The 14,670-nt window shown below is 67.7% G+C and carries 13 protein-coding genes; 10 read left to right on the forward strand and 3 right to left on the reverse strand.

Features of this window, described 5'->3' with window-relative positions:
- Positions 1 to 19: 19 nt before the first annotated feature.
- The 10 genes from GW587_RS25485 (at position 20) to dsbD (ending at position 9,963) form a co-directional block, all read left to right on the forward strand.
- Positions 20 to 736, forward strand: a complete 717-nt coding sequence (locus tag GW587_RS25485; protein ID WP_166107707.1) for a glutathione S-transferase family protein — start codon at positions 20 to 22, stop codon at positions 734 to 736.
- 4 nt (positions 737 to 740) lie between these two features.
- Positions 741 to 2,024 (forward strand): multifunctional CCA addition/repair protein, encoded by a 1,284-nt coding sequence (locus GW587_RS25490; RefSeq protein ID WP_166107708.1) that lies wholly within the window; start codon positions 741 to 743, stop codon positions 2,022 to 2,024.
- Positions 2,025 to 2,083: 59 nt separating this feature from the next.
- Positions 2,084 to 2,761 (forward strand): GNAT family N-acetyltransferase, encoded by a 678-nt coding sequence (locus tag GW587_RS25495; protein WP_166107709.1) that lies wholly within the window; start codon positions 2,084 to 2,086, stop codon positions 2,759 to 2,761.
- Positions 2,762 to 2,836: 75 nt separating this feature from the next.
- Positions 2,837 to 3,163: a JDVT-CTERM system glutamic-type intramembrane protease MrtJ gene (gene mrtJ, locus GW587_RS25500; protein ID WP_371875652.1), complete on the forward strand. Its 327-nt coding sequence runs from the start codon at positions 2,837 to 2,839 to the stop codon at positions 3,161 to 3,163.
- A 21-nt stretch (positions 3,164 to 3,184) separates the two neighbouring features.
- Positions 3,185 to 5,320: a choice-of-anchor D domain-containing protein gene (locus GW587_RS25505; RefSeq protein WP_166107710.1), complete on the forward strand. Its 2,136-nt coding sequence runs from the start codon at positions 3,185 to 3,187 to the stop codon at positions 5,318 to 5,320.
- A gap of 1 nt (position 5,321) precedes the next feature.
- Entirely contained in the window at positions 5,322 to 5,810 is a 489-nt protein-coding gene (locus GW587_RS25510; protein WP_229259656.1) for a TlpA family protein disulfide reductase, read from the forward strand.
- A complete protein-coding gene (locus tag GW587_RS25515) occupies positions 5,807 to 6,022 on the forward strand; it encodes a DUF4266 domain-containing protein (protein ID WP_166107711.1) in 216 nt (71 codons plus the stop codon). The genes GW587_RS25510 and GW587_RS25515 overlap by 4 nt, the downstream gene beginning before the upstream one ends.
- Before the next feature lie 8 nt (positions 6,023 to 6,030).
- Positions 6,031 to 7,164, forward strand: a complete 1,134-nt coding sequence (locus GW587_RS25520) for a DUF3570 domain-containing protein (protein ID WP_166107712.1) — start codon at positions 6,031 to 6,033, stop codon at positions 7,162 to 7,164.
- A complete protein-coding gene (locus GW587_RS25525) occupies positions 7,158 to 8,054 on the forward strand; it encodes an FAD:protein FMN transferase (RefSeq protein WP_166107713.1) in 897 nt (298 codons plus the stop codon). Before GW587_RS25520 ends, GW587_RS25525 begins: the two co-directional genes overlap by 7 nt.
- A 1-nt stretch (position 8,055) precedes the next feature.
- The gene (dsbD, locus tag GW587_RS25530; RefSeq protein ID WP_166107714.1) at positions 8,056 to 9,963 is read left to right on the forward strand and encodes a protein-disulfide reductase DsbD; all 1,908 of its coding nucleotides are present in this window, start codon (positions 8,056 to 8,058) and stop codon (positions 9,961 to 9,963) included.
- Here dsbD and GW587_RS25535 read toward each other — a convergent pair.
- The 3 genes from GW587_RS25535 to GW587_RS25545 form a co-directional block, all read right to left on the reverse strand.
- Positions 9,960 to 11,432: a CehA/McbA family metallohydrolase gene (locus GW587_RS25535; RefSeq protein ID WP_166107715.1), complete on the reverse strand. Its 1,473-nt coding sequence runs from the start codon at positions 11,430 to 11,432 to the stop codon at positions 9,960 to 9,962. The two genes, dsbD and GW587_RS25535, sit on opposite strands and share 4 nt — an antisense overlap.
- A complete protein-coding gene (locus GW587_RS25540) occupies positions 11,432 to 13,948 on the reverse strand; it encodes a TonB-dependent receptor (protein ID WP_207393638.1) in 2,517 nt (838 codons plus the stop codon). The genes GW587_RS25535 and GW587_RS25540 overlap by 1 nt, the downstream gene beginning before the upstream one ends.
- Before the next feature lie 118 nt (positions 13,949 to 14,066).
- Positions 14,067 to 14,588: an Lrp/AsnC family transcriptional regulator gene (locus tag GW587_RS25545; RefSeq protein ID WP_166107716.1), complete on the reverse strand. Its 522-nt coding sequence runs from the start codon at positions 14,586 to 14,588 to the stop codon at positions 14,067 to 14,069.
- Positions 14,589 to 14,670 lie beyond the last annotated feature (82 nt).

Genomic DNA, 14,670 nt, shown 5'->3' on the forward strand with positions numbered 1-14,670 from the left:
CAAATCAGGACGCATCGCCATGCAGACCACTCAACTCGATCCCAGCTTGTCCAACGCCCTGGCCGCCGCGCGCGAGCCGGGCCTGACGCTCGTCATCGGCAACAAGAACTACTCGTCGTGGTCGATGCGCCCGTGGGTGGCGATGACCGCCTTCGGCATCCCGTTCCAGGAAGTGCGCGTGCTGCTGGACCAGCCGGACACCGCCAACCGCATCTGCGGCTACTCGGCCTGCGGCCGGGTGCCGGTGCTGCTGGCCGGTGAGATGACGATCTGGGACAGCCTGGCGATCTGCGAATACCTCGCCGAACAGTTCCAGGAGCTGCATATGTGGCCGCAGGACGTGGCCGCGCGCGCGATGGCGCGCTCGATCTGCGCCGAGATGCACGCCGGCTTCGCCGACCTGCGCAGCGCGATGTCGATGAACATCCAGGGCAGTTATCCGGGTCGTGGCCGCACCAACGGCAGCCAGGCCGACATCGGCCGCATCAGCGAGATCTGGGAGGAATGTCTGTCGCGCTTCGGCCACCACCAGTTCCTGTTCGGCGAGTTCTCGATCGCCGACGCCTACTACGCGCCGGTGGTGATGCGGTTTAAAACCTACGGCGTTTCGCTGGCGCCGGCGCTGGACGCCTACTGCCAGCGCGTGCTGGCCCATCCGGCGGTGGCGCGCTGGGTCGCCGAGGCCATGGCCGAAACCGAAACGGCGCCCGACCACGACGCCGAAATGCCGGATTGATACGATGCGGATCTATGTAGTCGGCGGCGCCGTGCGCGATGCATTGCTTGGTCTGCCGGTCAAGGACCACGATCACGTGGTGGTCGGCGCCACGCCCGAGCAGATGCTGGCCCAGGGCTTCCGCCCGGTCGGCAAGGACTTCCCGGTGTTCCTGCACCCGAAGACGCAGGAGGAGTACGCGCTGGCCCGCACCGAACGCAAGACCGCGCCCGGCTACAAGGGCTTTGTATTCCACACCTCGCCGGACGTCACGCTGGAAGACGACCTGGTGCGCCGCGACCTGACCATCAACGCCATCGCCCGCGCCGACGACGGCACGCTGACCGATCCCTATGGCGGCCGGCGCGACCTCGAAGCGCGCGTATTCCGCCACGTGTCGGAAGCCTTTGCCGAAGACCCGGTACGCATCCTGCGCGTGGCACGCTTCGCCGCGCGCTTCAGCGACTTCCGCGTCGCGCCAGAAACCAACGCGCTGATGCGGCAGATGGTGCAACAGGGCGAGGTCGATGCGCTGGTGCCGGAGCGCGTGTGGCAGGAACTGGCGCGCGGGCTGATGGAGGCGAAGCCGTCGCGCATGCTGGAAGTGCTGCGCGATTGCGGCGCGCTGGCGCGCATCCTGCCGGAGCTGGACGTGCTGTGGGGCGTGCCGCAGCCGGAGAAGTGGCATCCCGAGATCGACACCGGCATGCACATGCTGCAGGTGATCGATTGCGCGGCCGACGCCGGCCACGAACTGGCGACCCGCTTCGCCTGCCTGATGCACGACCTGGGCAAGGGCGTGACGCCGGCCGACAAATGGCCGGCGCATCATGGGCACGAGGGCATGGGCGTCAAGCTGGTGGAGCAGGTGTGCAAGCGCCTCAAGGTGCCGACCGAGTGCCGCGACCTGGCGGTGATGACGGCGCGCGAACACGGCAACGTCGGCCGCGCCTTGCAGCTGCGGCCCAACACCATCGTCACGCTGCTCGAGCGCTGCGACGCCTTCCGCAAGCCGGCGCGCTTTTCGCAGATGCTGCTGGCGACCGAATGCGATTCGCGCGGCCGCATCGGCCCGAACGCCAGCTACCGCGACGCGCCGTTCCCGCAAGGTCCGTACCTGGAGGCCGCGCTGGCCGCCGCGCGCGGCGTCAACGCCGGCGAGATCGCGCAGGGCTGCGCCGCCAACCCGCAACGCATCCCGGAGCTGGTGCACCGCGCCCGCGTCTCCGCCGTCAAGCTGGCGCTCAAGGCGGCCGATGCCGACGACGAGGACGAGGCGGGCATGCCGCTGCAAGCGCCCGGCGCGTAAATTCGAAGCGAGGTACAATGGCGGTCGATGTTGCACTGCACCATAACCTTTTCGCAAGTATGAACTCGATCGATCTGTTCCAGAATCCGTTGCGCCGCTGGGGGAGCAACAAAGACGGCAAGAGCCGTCCGACGGTGCTCGTCAAGGAGTTGCGCGAGCGCGACCGGCGGCGCATGCTGAAGCACTTCCTCGGCCTGGAGAACAACGACCGCCTGCTGCGCTTCGGCACCGTGCTGCCCGACGAGCAGGTGGAGAACTACGTCAACCGCATCGACTTCGGGCGCGACATGGTGTTCGGCGTGTACAACCGCGTGTTCAAGCTGGTGGCGGTCGGCCACCTGGCGTTCGCGCCGCGCGACGACAGCAAGAGCGCGGTCACCGAGAAGGACCGGATCGCCGAATTCGGCGTCTCGGTCAGCAAATCCGCGCGCGGCATGGGCGTCGGTTCCAGGCTGTTCGAACGCGCCGCCATCCACTGCCGCAACAACGATGTCGATACGTTGTACATGCACTGCCTGTCGTCCAACAAGACCATGATGCACATCGCGAAAAAAGCCGGGATGGAGATTCATCGCGACTACGGCGAGGCGGACGCCTATCTGAAACTGCTGCCGGCCAATCCGGCCAGCATGCTGCAGGAAGCGCTGGGCGAGCAATTCGCCACGCTGGATTACACCCTCAAAGCCAACAAGCGCATCGCCACCAAGTGGCTGGACCGATTGACCGGTCGAAAATAATCCCCTCCGCTTAGAACCTTTGCCGCGCGACCGGGAATGAACGGTCAGACAAGATGCGCAATTTGAAAAGGTTATGTGTTGATCACCGAGCTATGCGGCCCGCGGTTGCTGGCGCCGGACGCCGGCGCCTGGCTGCTTCTGCTCCTGCTGTCGCCGCTGCTGGAGGAGTGCGTGTTCCGTGCCGGCTTGCAGGAGTGGCTGATGCGGCGCGGCGCGGCCGCCGTTCCGCTCTCGACGATCGCCTTCGCCTTGCTCCACCTGGGTTCCGGCTGGCCGCACGCGCTGGCGGTGGCCGCACCGGGCCTGGCGCTGGCGCTGCTGTACCGGCGCACGCGCAACTGGGGCTGGTGCGCGCTGGCCCATAGCGCCATGAACGGCTTTGCCATCTCTGTCTGCGGTTGATAACTTCACTAGGAGAATGGCATGACTGGATTGATTGCGCGCGCGGCGGGTGTGGTTACCGCCGCCGCTATGCTGCTGGGCCTTGCATCGGCTGCGGCCAATGCGGCGGATGCCTTGAACGGCAAAAGCCTTTACCTGAACGGCCCGGTGGGCGGCGGCGCCACCTGCGCCTCGTGCCACGGCCCCACGCCGGCCAACAACGTCAACGGCATACTGGCGGCGGCCAACCAGCCTTCCGTGATCTCCAGCGCCTTCGCCGCCAACAAGGGCGGCATGGGCAGCCTGTTCAACGGCAAATTCAGCGCGGCGGAACTGGCCGATCTGGCGGCCTTCATCGGCAATCCCAACGTGGTGGCGGCGCCGGCGGCATCGCTGGCGCCGGCCAGCCTGGCCTTCAGCGGCGCCAACATCGGCCAGAGCAGCGGCCCGCTCGCGGCCACGCTGACCAATACCGGCAACGCGGCGCTGAACATCGGCACCATCTCCATCGGCGGCGCGGCGGCGGGCGACTTCAGCCTGGCCGGCGGCAGCTGCGCCAACGGCGCCTCCCTGGCAGCGGGCGCCGCGTGTTCGGTGCAGGCCAGCTTCACGCCGACCGCCGCCGGCGCGCGCGCCGCGACGCTGACCATCACCCATAACGCGGCCGGCGGCGGCAGCAGCGTGGCCCTGAGCGGCACCGGCAACGCCGTGCCGCAGGCAACCATCGCCTTGTCCGCCGCCGGAGTCAACTTCGGCACGCTGCTGACCGGCGCGCCATCGGTGGTATTCACCATCACCGTCAGCAACAGCGGCCAGGCCGCGCTGGCCTTCAGCGCCATCACGCTGGATGGACCCAACGCCGCCATCATCACGCGCGGCGGCAGCTGCACCACCGCGACGCCGGTGGCCGCAGGCGCCAGCTGCAGCGTGACGCTGCAAGCGGTGCCGGTCGCCGCCGGTGCGTTCTCCGCCAATTTGACGCTGGCGTCGAACGCGTCCAACGGCAATGCGGTGGTCGGGGTGTCCGGCACTGCGGCGGCGCCGGCGCCGGCCCTGGCGGCCACGCCTTCCGCCATCGCGTTCGGCGCCCAGACCATCGGCGCGGCGGCCGCCGCGCAGAGCGTGGTGCTGGCCAATACCGGCAACGTCGTCATCAGTTTCAACAATATCGGCGTGACCGGCTCCGGCACCGTCAGCGTGGGCGGCAGCGATTGCGGCGCCACCCTGGCGGTCGGCGCATCGTGCACGGTATCGCTGCGCTTCGCACCGACGGTGGATGGCGCGGTCAGCGCGGCGCTGGCGGTGAGCTCGAACGCGGCGCCGCTGCAAGTCGGCATCAGCGGCACCGGCACCGCACAGGCCACGGCCAAGCCGGCGTTGTCGGAAACCGGTCCGATCGCCTTCAGCGATACGCAGGTCGGCGGCAGCGCCGCCGTCCACACCACGACCTTGAGCAACAGCGGCAACGCCGCGCTGAAGATCGCCACGCTGACGCTGGGCGGCAACCAGCCGGGCGACTTCGTCGTCGGCGGCAGCTGCGCCGCCAACGCATCGGTCAGCTCCGGCGCCAGCTGCACCATCACCACTGTCTTCAAGCCGACGGCGGCCGGAGCGCGCAGCGCCGATCTGATGCTGGTGACCGACGGCGGCGCACAGTTCCATTTGGCGCTGAACGGCGTCGGCGTGGCGGTGGCGGTCAGCGCGCCGTCGCTCACGGTCGCTCCGCAGAACTTCGACTACGGCACGGTGACGATAGGTGGCGCCGCCGCGACGCGCCGCTTCAAGCTGACCAACAGCGGCGCCAGCGCGCTGACATTGGCCAGCGCTTCCTTCAGCGGTCCGTTCGCCGCCGCCGCCGACAGCACCGGCTGCGCGGCTCTCCCCTTGACGCTGCAACCGGGCGCCTCCTGCGATCTGGTGATCGGCTACACGCCGGTCAACGCCGGCGCCAGCAACGGCGGTGTGACGCTGCAAGCCAGCGTGGCCGGCGCCAGCTGGAATATCGCGTTGACCGGACAGGGCGCCACGGCACCCGCCGCGCCGGCAACGCCATCGAACCGGGGCGGCGGGGGGTGCTCCGCGTCGCAGGATGTCAGCGATCCGATGTTGCCGGCGCTGGTGATGTTGTCGCTGCTGGTCATCGGCTGGCGTCGCCGTAACAAATCGAAGGGAGCTTGAGATGAAGAGGATCGCCGTGATGCTTGCCGTGGCCTTGGCCGCGTCGTCCGCCTGCGCGCTGGAGAAGGGCGTGGCGGCGCCCCAGTTCGACCTGCAAGGGCTGGACGGTGCGGTGAAGCTGGCCAAACTGCAGGGCAAGGTGGTGTATGTGGATTTCTGGGCCTCGTGGTGCGGTCCGTGCCGCCAGTCCTTCCCGTGGATGAACGAGATGCAGGCCAAGTACGGCGCGCGCGGCCTGCAGGTGGTCGGCGTCAACGTCGACGCCAACAACGCCGATGCGCGTCAGTTCCTGGCGGCGACGCCCGCGCGCTTCGTCATCGGCTTCGATCCGCAAGGCGCGACGCCGCGCAGCTACGGCATCAAGGGCATGCCCAGCAGCGTGTTGATCGGCCCGGACGGCAAGGTGTTGCTGGAGCATTCCGGTTTCCGCGACGCCGACCGCGCCGAGTTGGAAAGCAGGATCCAATCCGCGCTGGGAGCCGTCAAATGAAGGCGCTGCTTATTTTGACGATGGCCGCCGCGCTGGGCGGCTGCGCTTCGATCGGCAATGTGCAGCCGTGGGAGAAGGGCACGCTCGCGCGGCCCGAGATGACCTTCAGGGACGGCCACGCCTTCAACCGTTACGACGACCATATCTACACCAGCCGCGAAGCCTCGTCCGGCGGCGCCGGCGTCGGTGGCGGCGGCTGCGGTTGCAACTGAGGATGCTTATGACGACCAACAAAGACAGCGGCATGGCCGCCTCGATCCTGGCGGCGGCCATGCTGCTGCCGGGCGTGCAGGCGCATGCCGAGGCGCCGCCGACCAACGGCACCATCAGCGTCGGTTACCTCGATTACCGCGACAGCCAATCGGGCCTGGACCGGATACGGGTCAAGGCGCCGTCGGTCTCCATCATGGCGCCGGTGGCGGGGGTGTGGAGCGTCAGCGGTTCGCTGGTGGTGGACGATGTGTCGGGCGCGTCGCCGCGCTATCACACGGCGATCTCCGGCGCCTCGCGCATGAGCGACGACCGCAAGGCCGGCGACGTCTCGGCCACGCGCTATCTGGAGCGCGGCAGCGTGACGGTGGGCGCGGCGTATTCGACCGAGCATGACTACGTGTCGCGCGCGCTGTCCTTGCAGGGCAGCTGGGAAAGCGAAAGCCGCAACACCACCTGGACCGCCGGCATCGGCCATGCCGACGACCGCATCGACCCGGTCAACAACATCGTCAGCAATGAACGCAAGCGCACGAATAATTTTCTGCTGGGCGTGACGCAAGTGCTGACGATGAACGACGTGGTGCAGCTGACGCTGGGCCACGACGCGGGCAAGGGCTATTTCTCCGATCCATACAAGTCGCTGGACAACCGGCCGCGCAGCCGGTCGGAAAGCACGCTGCTGGCGCGCTGGAACCATCACATCGCGTCCACCGGCGGCACCAGCCGCTTGTCCTACCGCTATTACCGCGACAGCTTCGGCGTGCGCGGGCATACGCTGGGCGGCGAGTATGTACAGCCGCTGTCGGACGGTTGGACCGTGACGCCCGAGGTGCGCTTGTACACGCAGAGCGCGGCGCGCTTTTATTACGATCCGGTCTACGACGCGCAATTCGGCGCGCCGTTCCCGCCCGGTTACAACGGTGGCGGCGGTTTTCTGACGGCGGACCAGCGCCTGTCGGGCTTCGGCGCGGCGACGCTGGCGCTGAAGGTCGGCAAGCAGCTCGACAAATTGTGGTCGGTCGACGTCAAGGCGTCGGTGTACCAGCAGCGCGGCAGCTGGCGTCTGTTCCATAGCGGCAGTCCTGGCCTGGACGCGTTCCGCGCGCAGACCTTGCAGATCGCGGTGAACCGGCAATGGTAACCACCGTCCACCGCACGCTGTTCGACGCGATGGCGAGCCGCTGCGAGGTGCGGCTGGCGACGCCGGACGCGCAACGGGCGGAACGCCTGATGCGGCTGGCCATCGAGGAAGTCCGGCGGATCGAGACCAAGTATTCGCGCTATCGGCCGGACAGCGTGGTTTCGCGCATCAACGCGGCGGCGGGCAAGGAGCCGGTGGCCTGCGACCGCGAGACCATGTCGCTGATGACCTATGCCGGCGCGCTGTACGGCGCCAGCGACGGCCTGTTCGACATCACCTCGGGCGTGTTGCGCGGGGCCTGGGATTTCCGTCATCCCAAGCTGCCGGACGCGGAGGTGCTGGAGCCCCTGCTGGCGCTGGTCGGCTGGCCTGAGGTCGAATGCGGTGGGGAGGATGTCTTCCTGCGCAAGGCCGGGATGGAGATCGACTTCGGCGGCTTCGGCAAGGAGTATGCGGCGGACCGCGTCGCGGCGATGCTGGCCGATGCCGGTGTGCGGCACGGCTACGTGAACCTGGGCGGCGACATGCGCTTTCTGGGGCCGCAGCTGGACGGCAAGCCGTGGTACATCGGCATCCAGGATCCGCGCGATCCGGATGGGCTGGCGGGGGCGGTGCCGATCAGTCAGGGGGCGTTGGCCACCAGCGGGGATTACGAGCGGTTCTTTGAGCTGGATGGGGAGCGCTATTGCCACATCCTCGATCCGCGCAGCGGCATGCCGGTGCGCTATTGGCGCTCGGTCAGCGTGGTGGCGCCGCTGGCCATCGCCGCCGGCAGTTGTTCGACCATCACGATGCTGAAGCAGCAGGATGGGTTGGATTTTTTGAACGCGTCGGACATGGGCTATCTGGCCGTGGACGATCAGGGGAAGACGCTGTATAGGGATATCTGACATGGGCATGCAAAAATGGATCAAGGTGCTGGCCGCGCTGGTGGTGGCGATGTTGGCGCTGGTGTATGGCGCCGAGACGCGGGCGGCGGATTTCCTGGAGCCGGAGCAGGCGTTCAAGTTGACGGCGGAGACGGTGGATGCGCGCACGGTACGGCTGTCGTGGGTGATCGCGCCGGGATATCACTTGTATCGCGATCGCTTGAGTTTCAATGCGGCGGGCGGGCAGGTGAAGGCGCCTTCGCTGCCTGCGGGGCTGCGCAAGTTCGACGCCAACTTCAACAAGGAAATGGAGACGTATCAGGACCGGCTGGAGGTCGAGGTGCCGGTCGCGGCGAGCGCGCCGTTCACGCTGGCCGTCGGCTACCAGGGATGCGCGGATGCGGGGCTGTGCTATTCGCCGGCGACGCAGAGTTACCGCGTTGATCCCACCGCGCCGGGCACGCTGACGCCGCTCGCCGATGCCGCCGCCGCGCCGCCGGCCGGCGCGCCTTCGCCCGAGGCCCGTGCTGCCGCGACCGAGTCCGCCGTGTCCGCACCCGCGCCCGCCGCGCCGCCGGCCGCCACGTCTTCGCCCGACGCGCGTGCCGCCGCGACCGCGTCCGCCGCGCCGGAAGACGACAGCTCGCTGGCGCAGCGCACGCTGCAAAGCGGCAGCGCGTGGCGCATCGGCCTGGCCTTCCTCGCCTTCGGCCTGCTGCTGTCGTTCACGCCGTGCGTGCTGCCGATGGTGCCGATCCTGTCGTCGATCATCGTCGGCGAAGGCGTGGTCTCGCGCGGACGCGGCTTTTCGCTCGCGCTGGCGTACTGCCTTGGCATGGCCCTGGTCTACACCTCGCTCGGCGTGGCGGCGGGCCTGGCCGGCGAAGGCCTGGCCGGCGCGCTGCAAAAGCCCTGGGTACTGCTAAGCTTTGGCGCACTGCTGTTCGCCCTCGCGCTGTCGATGTTCGATGTCTACCAGTTGCAGCTGCCGAGCGCCCTGCAAAGCCGCTTGAGCAGCACCAGCGGCAATATGGGCGGCGGGCGCTTCGCCGGCGTGTTCGTCATGGGCGCGCTGTCCGCGCTGATCGTCGGACCATGCGTGGCCGGCCCGCTGGCCGGCGCGCTGCTCTACATCAGCCAGACCCGCAACGTCTGGACCGGCGGCTGGGCCCTGTTCTCGATGGCGGTCGGCATGAGCGTGCCGCTGCTGCTGACCGGCGTCTCGGCCGGCAGCCTGCTGCCGCGTGCGGGCGCATGGATGAACGGCGTGAAGAAAATCTTTGGCCTTCTGCTGATCGCGGTAGCGATCTGGATGGTGTCCCCGGTGTTCCCGGTCACGGTGATGATGGCCATGTGGGGCGTGTTCGCGCTGCTGTGCGCGATGTTCCTGCACGTGTTTGAGCCACTCAAGCCTGGCGCGGAGCTGCGTGCCTACGCCGGCAAGACGCTCGGCCTGGCCTTCCTGATCGGCGGCCTGTTCGAACTGACCGGCGCCGCCAGCGCCGGCCGCGACGTGCTGCAACCGCTGGGCCACCTGAGCATCGCGCGCGCCGATGGCGCAACCCCGGCCAACGGCGCCGAGATCCAGTTCAGCCGCATCAAGACCGTGGCGGAGCTGGATCAGGTGCTGGCCGCCAGCGCCACACCGGTGATGCTGGACTTCTACGCCGACTGGTGCGTGTCATGCAAGGAGATGGAACGCTACACCTTCTCGCAGCCGGCGGTCGGCGGCAAGCTGAAACAGGTAAAGCTGATCCAGGTCGACGTCACCGCCAACAATGCCGACGACAAAGCGTTGATGAAGCGCTTCGGCCTGTTCGGCCCGCCGGGCATCATCCTGTTCAGCGGCGGCAAAGAGATCCCCAACAGCCGCGTGATCGGCTTCCTGGCGGCGGAGCCCTTCGTCGCCCATCTGGAGCGCCATATCTAAGGGTTCAGATAGACCGGATTCCCCAGCAACAGCAAGCGGCCATCGGCATCGCGCACCTCGGCGCGCAGCCAGTGGCGCTTGCCGTCACTGATCCAGTCGAAGCCGCGCGTGACGTCGGCGCCATCGACCTTGCGCTCGGCCAGCAAGCCGGCGGCCGCGCCATCCAGCATCAGAGCGATGACGGCGCCGTCGGCATGCGCCACCCGCACCTTGAAGCGCACCACGGCGCCCGCCGGCGCGGCCAGCGCATCGCCCATCATCGCATGCGCGCCGCCGCTGTCGGCCTCCAATTCCAGCACCCGGTCCGGCGAGCCGGCGACATCGACAAACACATGGCCGGCGCGTATCCCCTGCAGGATCGCCGTCTGCGACAACTCCACCGCATGCACCACCGTGGTCGGACTGCCGATATGGCCACCATCCTTGCCCATGCCGGCGCGATGGTCGTCGCTGCCGCCGATCGCGGTCATGCGCAGCCCGCGCCGCAACTGCTTTTCCCAGAACGGCACGCCGGACCAGACGCTGTCCGCATCCGGCCCGTTGACCGCCTCGATCGCCTGCACCAGCGCCATGTCGCCGTCGTTGTCCCAACCGCAGCCCATGCACAGCTCACCGGACGGCCGCACCGGATGGTTGATCGACACCAGCCCATGCAGCCGCGCCGCGCCGTTCAGCACCGCGTTCCAGTCGGCCTGGTCGCCCGCGCCGATGCGGAAGTCCAGCGGCGCCAGGCTGCCGAAGAAGTTGGCGTGGCCGGTGAAGGTGGTCAGCTCGCGCGCCGGCATCAGCAGCAGTTGATCGAAGTACGGTTGTAGCTCACGCATCGCATGCGCGTGCGCCACGCCGTTATGCTCGGTGATGGCGAGGAAGTCCAGCTTGCGCGCCGCTGCCGCCTGCACCGTCAGGAACAGCGGGCAGGGCACCGAGACGCCGCGATGGCTGTCGCAACTGCCGTCGCTGTGCGCGGTGTGGCTGTGCAGATCGCCGCGATACCACGCCGCGCCTTTGCGCAGCGGGACGCGCAGCGCCTCCGGCTCGTCCGTCGCGCCCAGGCCGCGCGAGAAGTAGACCTGCGCGGTGTAGTCGGCGCGGCCTTCCTTGCGCATATTCGGCACGCCCAGCAGCAAGGCCCACTGGCCCGGCTTCGTGGGGATCGGCAGATACGACGGCGTCGCGTCCACGCCGCTGATGGTGAACAGGCGCTTGTTCCCGCCGCTCCAGCCGAGCAGCGCGCCGTCCGGCCCGAGCATGCCCAGGTCGATGACGCTGCGCTGCTCCTTGCCGGTGTAGTCGAAGGCGATGGTGATGCGTTCGACGCCCTCGGGCACCGTGAACGGCACGCGGCGGTAGGTCTGGTGGTCGGCGCCGGTCAAGGTGCCGCGCAATACCAGGTCGGGCGCTTCGGCCGCGCAGCCGCTGCCGGCGCAGGCCAGCAGCAGCGCGCACAGCATGCTTCGTGCGGCGCGCATCAGAAGTCGTACTTGATGGCGGCGCGCACGGTGCGGCCGATGACGGGACGGGCGAGGAAGGTGTTCGCCCCCGCGTCGGCGCTTTGCAGCTCGCCGGCGCGCGGATTGCCTTCGGTCAGGCCCTGCGAGTTGTTGATGTTGTCGACATAGCCGAACACCGACAGCGCCGGCGAGATCTGGTAGCGCGTCGAAAAGTTCAGCACCGTGTACGACGGCAGCCGCACCGAGTTGGCCGAATCGACGAAGCGCGCGCCCTCGTATTCATACGACAGCTGCAGCCGCAGCTTGTCGCCCATCAGGTTGACGCCGGGCGCCAGGCGGGCGCTGACCTTCGGCACGCGCACCAGCTGGTTGCCGCTGTAGTCGCGCGGCACCGGCAGGTTGTTGACCTTGTCGGTGTAGCGCAGGTCGCGGTACTCGGGTTTTTGCAGCGTCAGCGTGAAACCGAGGTCGCCCCACGGCGCCGGACGCAGCGTGCCTTCCAGCTCCAGGCCGACGGTGCGGGTGCTGGCGTAGCCGGTCTGCGGCGTGGAGCTCATGTTATCCAGCGTGAAGATGGTGTTGGTGTAGCTGACGTTGTTGTACTTGGAGTAGAACAGCGTCGGATACAGTTCCAGCATGCCGCCGTTGTACTTGTAGCCCACTTCGCCCAGGTCCATGGTCTGGATCACCGGCGTCGCGGTCGGGCTGGTGATGTAGGAGCTCAGGTTCGGCAGGCGGAAGGCGCGGGTCCAGCGGCCGAAGGCGCCGGCGTTCTTCGCCAGCTGATAGTTGGCGCCCAGCGTCCAGCCGGTTTGATTGAAGGTGTGGTCGTAGTAGTCGAACACGCCGGTGCCGGTGCGCACCTTGGAGGTGGCGAAGGTGCCGAGGTTGACGAAGGTCGGACGCTCGGTGCGGCCGCTCGTGTTGACCTGCTCCCAGCGCACGCCGCCGTCGATGCGCCATTGCGGATCGATCTGCCATTCGTCGGCCAGGTACAGGGCGTTGGTCTTCGAAGTGCCGCTGGCGTTCTCCCACTCATAGCCGTAGTTGTAGATGCCGTGGTCGGTGATGCTGCCCAGCGCCTGGCCGGCGGCGTTGCTGGCGACGAGATCCAGCAACGGCGCCTGGCTCTGCGCGCCCAGCAAGGCGCTGGACGAGTAGCGGCTGAAGGACTGGTTGAAGCGGGCGTAGTAATAGCCCAGCGTGACGTCGTGGCTCTGTGTGCCGACGCTGAATTTGCGCGCCACGCGGGCGTCGTTGATCGCTTCCTCCAGCGGCATCGTCACGCCGCGCAGGCCGCCGACGATCACCAGCGCGTTCGGATCGACGTAGGCATGGCCCGGCGCGTTGGCGTATTGGAGCGACAGCCTGGTCGCGCCGGGTACGTAGCTGAGCAGCGATTGCGATTGCTTGAGGAAGGCGTCGACGCTCAGCAGCTGATTGGGGAAGACGCCGTTGCGCTGGGTGTCGGTCTTCGAGTAGCGCAGCGATTCGGTCAGCTTCCAGTCGTTCCACAGGTCTTTTTCCAGGCCGGCGCTGAACTGTGTGCGGCGCACGTGCGTGCCTTCGCTGTTGTCGAAATCGTAGAGGCGGCCGTCGCCCATTTTCATCTGGACATGTTCGGTCTGCGGGCCCGCGATGGTGCCGTGGTTGCCGTCGAAGCCGGGAATGACGCGGATCTCGCCGTCGGCGTAGGTGCGCATCGGGATGCCGAGGTACAGCGCGACCTTGTCGTCGAGGTGCTTGACGTCGAAGCTCAGGCGGCCGTGGTCGACGTCCTTGGTCAGTTTGAGGCGGATCTGGCCGCCGTCGTTGGCGCGGAAGCCCGGGTCGCGCGCGCCGTCGTCGATGCGGTAGAAGCCGCCGACGCCGACGCCCCAGCCATCGGCCAGCGGCGTCGCGTACCAGAAGTCGGTGCGGCGCTGGCCGGTGTTCCCGACCGTGAACTTGACCAGGCCATTCGGCGCATCGCCGATTTCGCGCGAGCGGAAGTTGATCGCGCCGGCCGGCGCATTGGTGTAGAACACCGACGACGGCCCGCCGCGCACGACTTCGATGCGGTCGATGGTCTCGTCGAGACGGAAGGCCTGGTCGGCGTTGAGGTAGCCGAGCGACGGGTCGTGCTGGACCGGGATGCCGTCCTCCAGCAGCGTGACGGAGCCAAAGCCGTCGACCGGGATGCCGCGCGCGCGGATATTGCCGGACGCCTCGCCGCCGGACGACTCGACCCAGAAGCCGGGCACCGATTTCAGCGCCTCGGTGACCGAGGTCGGCGCCTGCATGCGCAGCGCATCCTCGCCGATGGTGCTGATCGAGTAGCTGGCCTTGGTCTTGGTGCGCTTGCCGGTGCCGCTGCTGCCGGTGACGATGACGACATCGCCCGGCGCGACCGCGTCGGCGGCGCTATCGGTGTTGGCGACTTGCTGCGCGTGCAGCGGCGATGCGAGTGGCAGCGTGACGGCGGTGAACAGTGCGGCGGCTGCGCCGCCCTGGAATGCAGCGCGTACCGCGCGGGCGATGATGGTATGGCTCACGATTTCCCCTGGATGTATGGCGCCGGTTGTTGGCTGCCCGGTACTCTAGGGAAGATTTGTGTAAGCTCAATGACACACGCATGAAAAAAACGTGTGCGCCCATAACCTCAGTTCATGGTTACACCAGCGGCAGCGCCGTGGTGTCCTTGATGCGTTGCAGGGCGAACGAGGATTTCACGTCCAGCACCGCCGGGTGGCGCAGCAGCGTCGCCATCATGAAGCGCGAGAAGTGGTCCATGTCTTCGACGTGCACCCGCAGCAGGTAGTCCATTTCGCCGGTCATCGCGTAGCAGGCCACCACTTCCGGCCACTGCTCCACCGACACCGCGAAGTCGGCGCGCGGCGACACCGGCGCGTTCTGCGCGCCCAAGGCGCGGGCGTTGCTGTGCGCCGCCGCTTCGCTGTGCTTCTCCAGCCGCACGTTCACATACGCCAGCAGCCCCAGTCCGATCTTGTCCGGGTCCAGCAGCGCCACGTATTGGCGGATCACGCCGGCCTCCTCCAGCCGCTTGATGCGGCGCAGGCAGGGCGATGGCGACAAGGCCACCAGCTCGGCGACATCCTGGTTGGACAGGCGGCCGTCGGCCTGCAAAATGGACAGAATCTTACGGTCGGTTTTATCTAGCGCAATTTTGGTCATAAATACCTCAATAATTCGGAGTTCAGGCAATATTATTGCGCAAAACGCTGAGGCATGGGAATTGTTTGCAATTAAATGCCCC

Origin of the sequence: Duganella aceris, assembly GCF_011090165.1 — a bacterium.
In the GTDB taxonomy this organism is placed as follows: Bacteria; Pseudomonadota; Gammaproteobacteria; order Burkholderiales; family Burkholderiaceae_D; genus Rugamonas; species Rugamonas aceris.

Coding starts and splice junctions, on each gene's coding strand:
- GW587_RS25485 (WP_166107707.1), top strand. CDS start 20: ATGCAGACCACTCAACTCGATCCCAGCTTGTCCAACGCCCTGGCCGCC.
- GW587_RS25490 (WP_166107708.1), top strand. CDS start 741: ATGCGGATCTATGTAGTCGGCGGCGCCGTGCGCGATGCATTGCTTGGT.
- GW587_RS25495 (WP_166107709.1), top strand. CDS start 2,084: ATGAACTCGATCGATCTGTTCCAGAATCCGTTGCGCCGCTGGGGGAGC.
- GW587_RS25505 (WP_166107710.1), top strand. CDS start 3,185: ATGACTGGATTGATTGCGCGCGCGGCGGGTGTGGTTACCGCCGCCGCT.
- GW587_RS25510 (WP_229259656.1), top strand. CDS start 5,322: ATGAAGAGGATCGCCGTGATGCTTGCCGTGGCCTTGGCCGCGTCGTCC.
- GW587_RS25515 (WP_166107711.1), top strand. CDS start 5,807: ATGAAGGCGCTGCTTATTTTGACGATGGCCGCCGCGCTGGGCGGCTGC.
- GW587_RS25520 (WP_166107712.1), top strand. CDS start 6,031: ATGACGACCAACAAAGACAGCGGCATGGCCGCCTCGATCCTGGCGGCG.
- GW587_RS25525 (WP_166107713.1), top strand. CDS start 7,158: ATGGTAACCACCGTCCACCGCACGCTGTTCGACGCGATGGCGAGCCGC.
- dsbD (WP_166107714.1), top strand. CDS start 8,056: ATGGGCATGCAAAAATGGATCAAGGTGCTGGCCGCGCTGGTGGTGGCG.
- GW587_RS25535 (WP_166107715.1), bottom strand. CDS start 11,432: ATGCGCGCCGCACGAAGCATGCTGTGCGCGCTGCTGCTGGCCTGCGCC.
- GW587_RS25545 (WP_166107716.1), bottom strand. CDS start 14,588: ATGACCAAAATTGCGCTAGATAAAACCGACCGTAAGATTCTGTCCATT.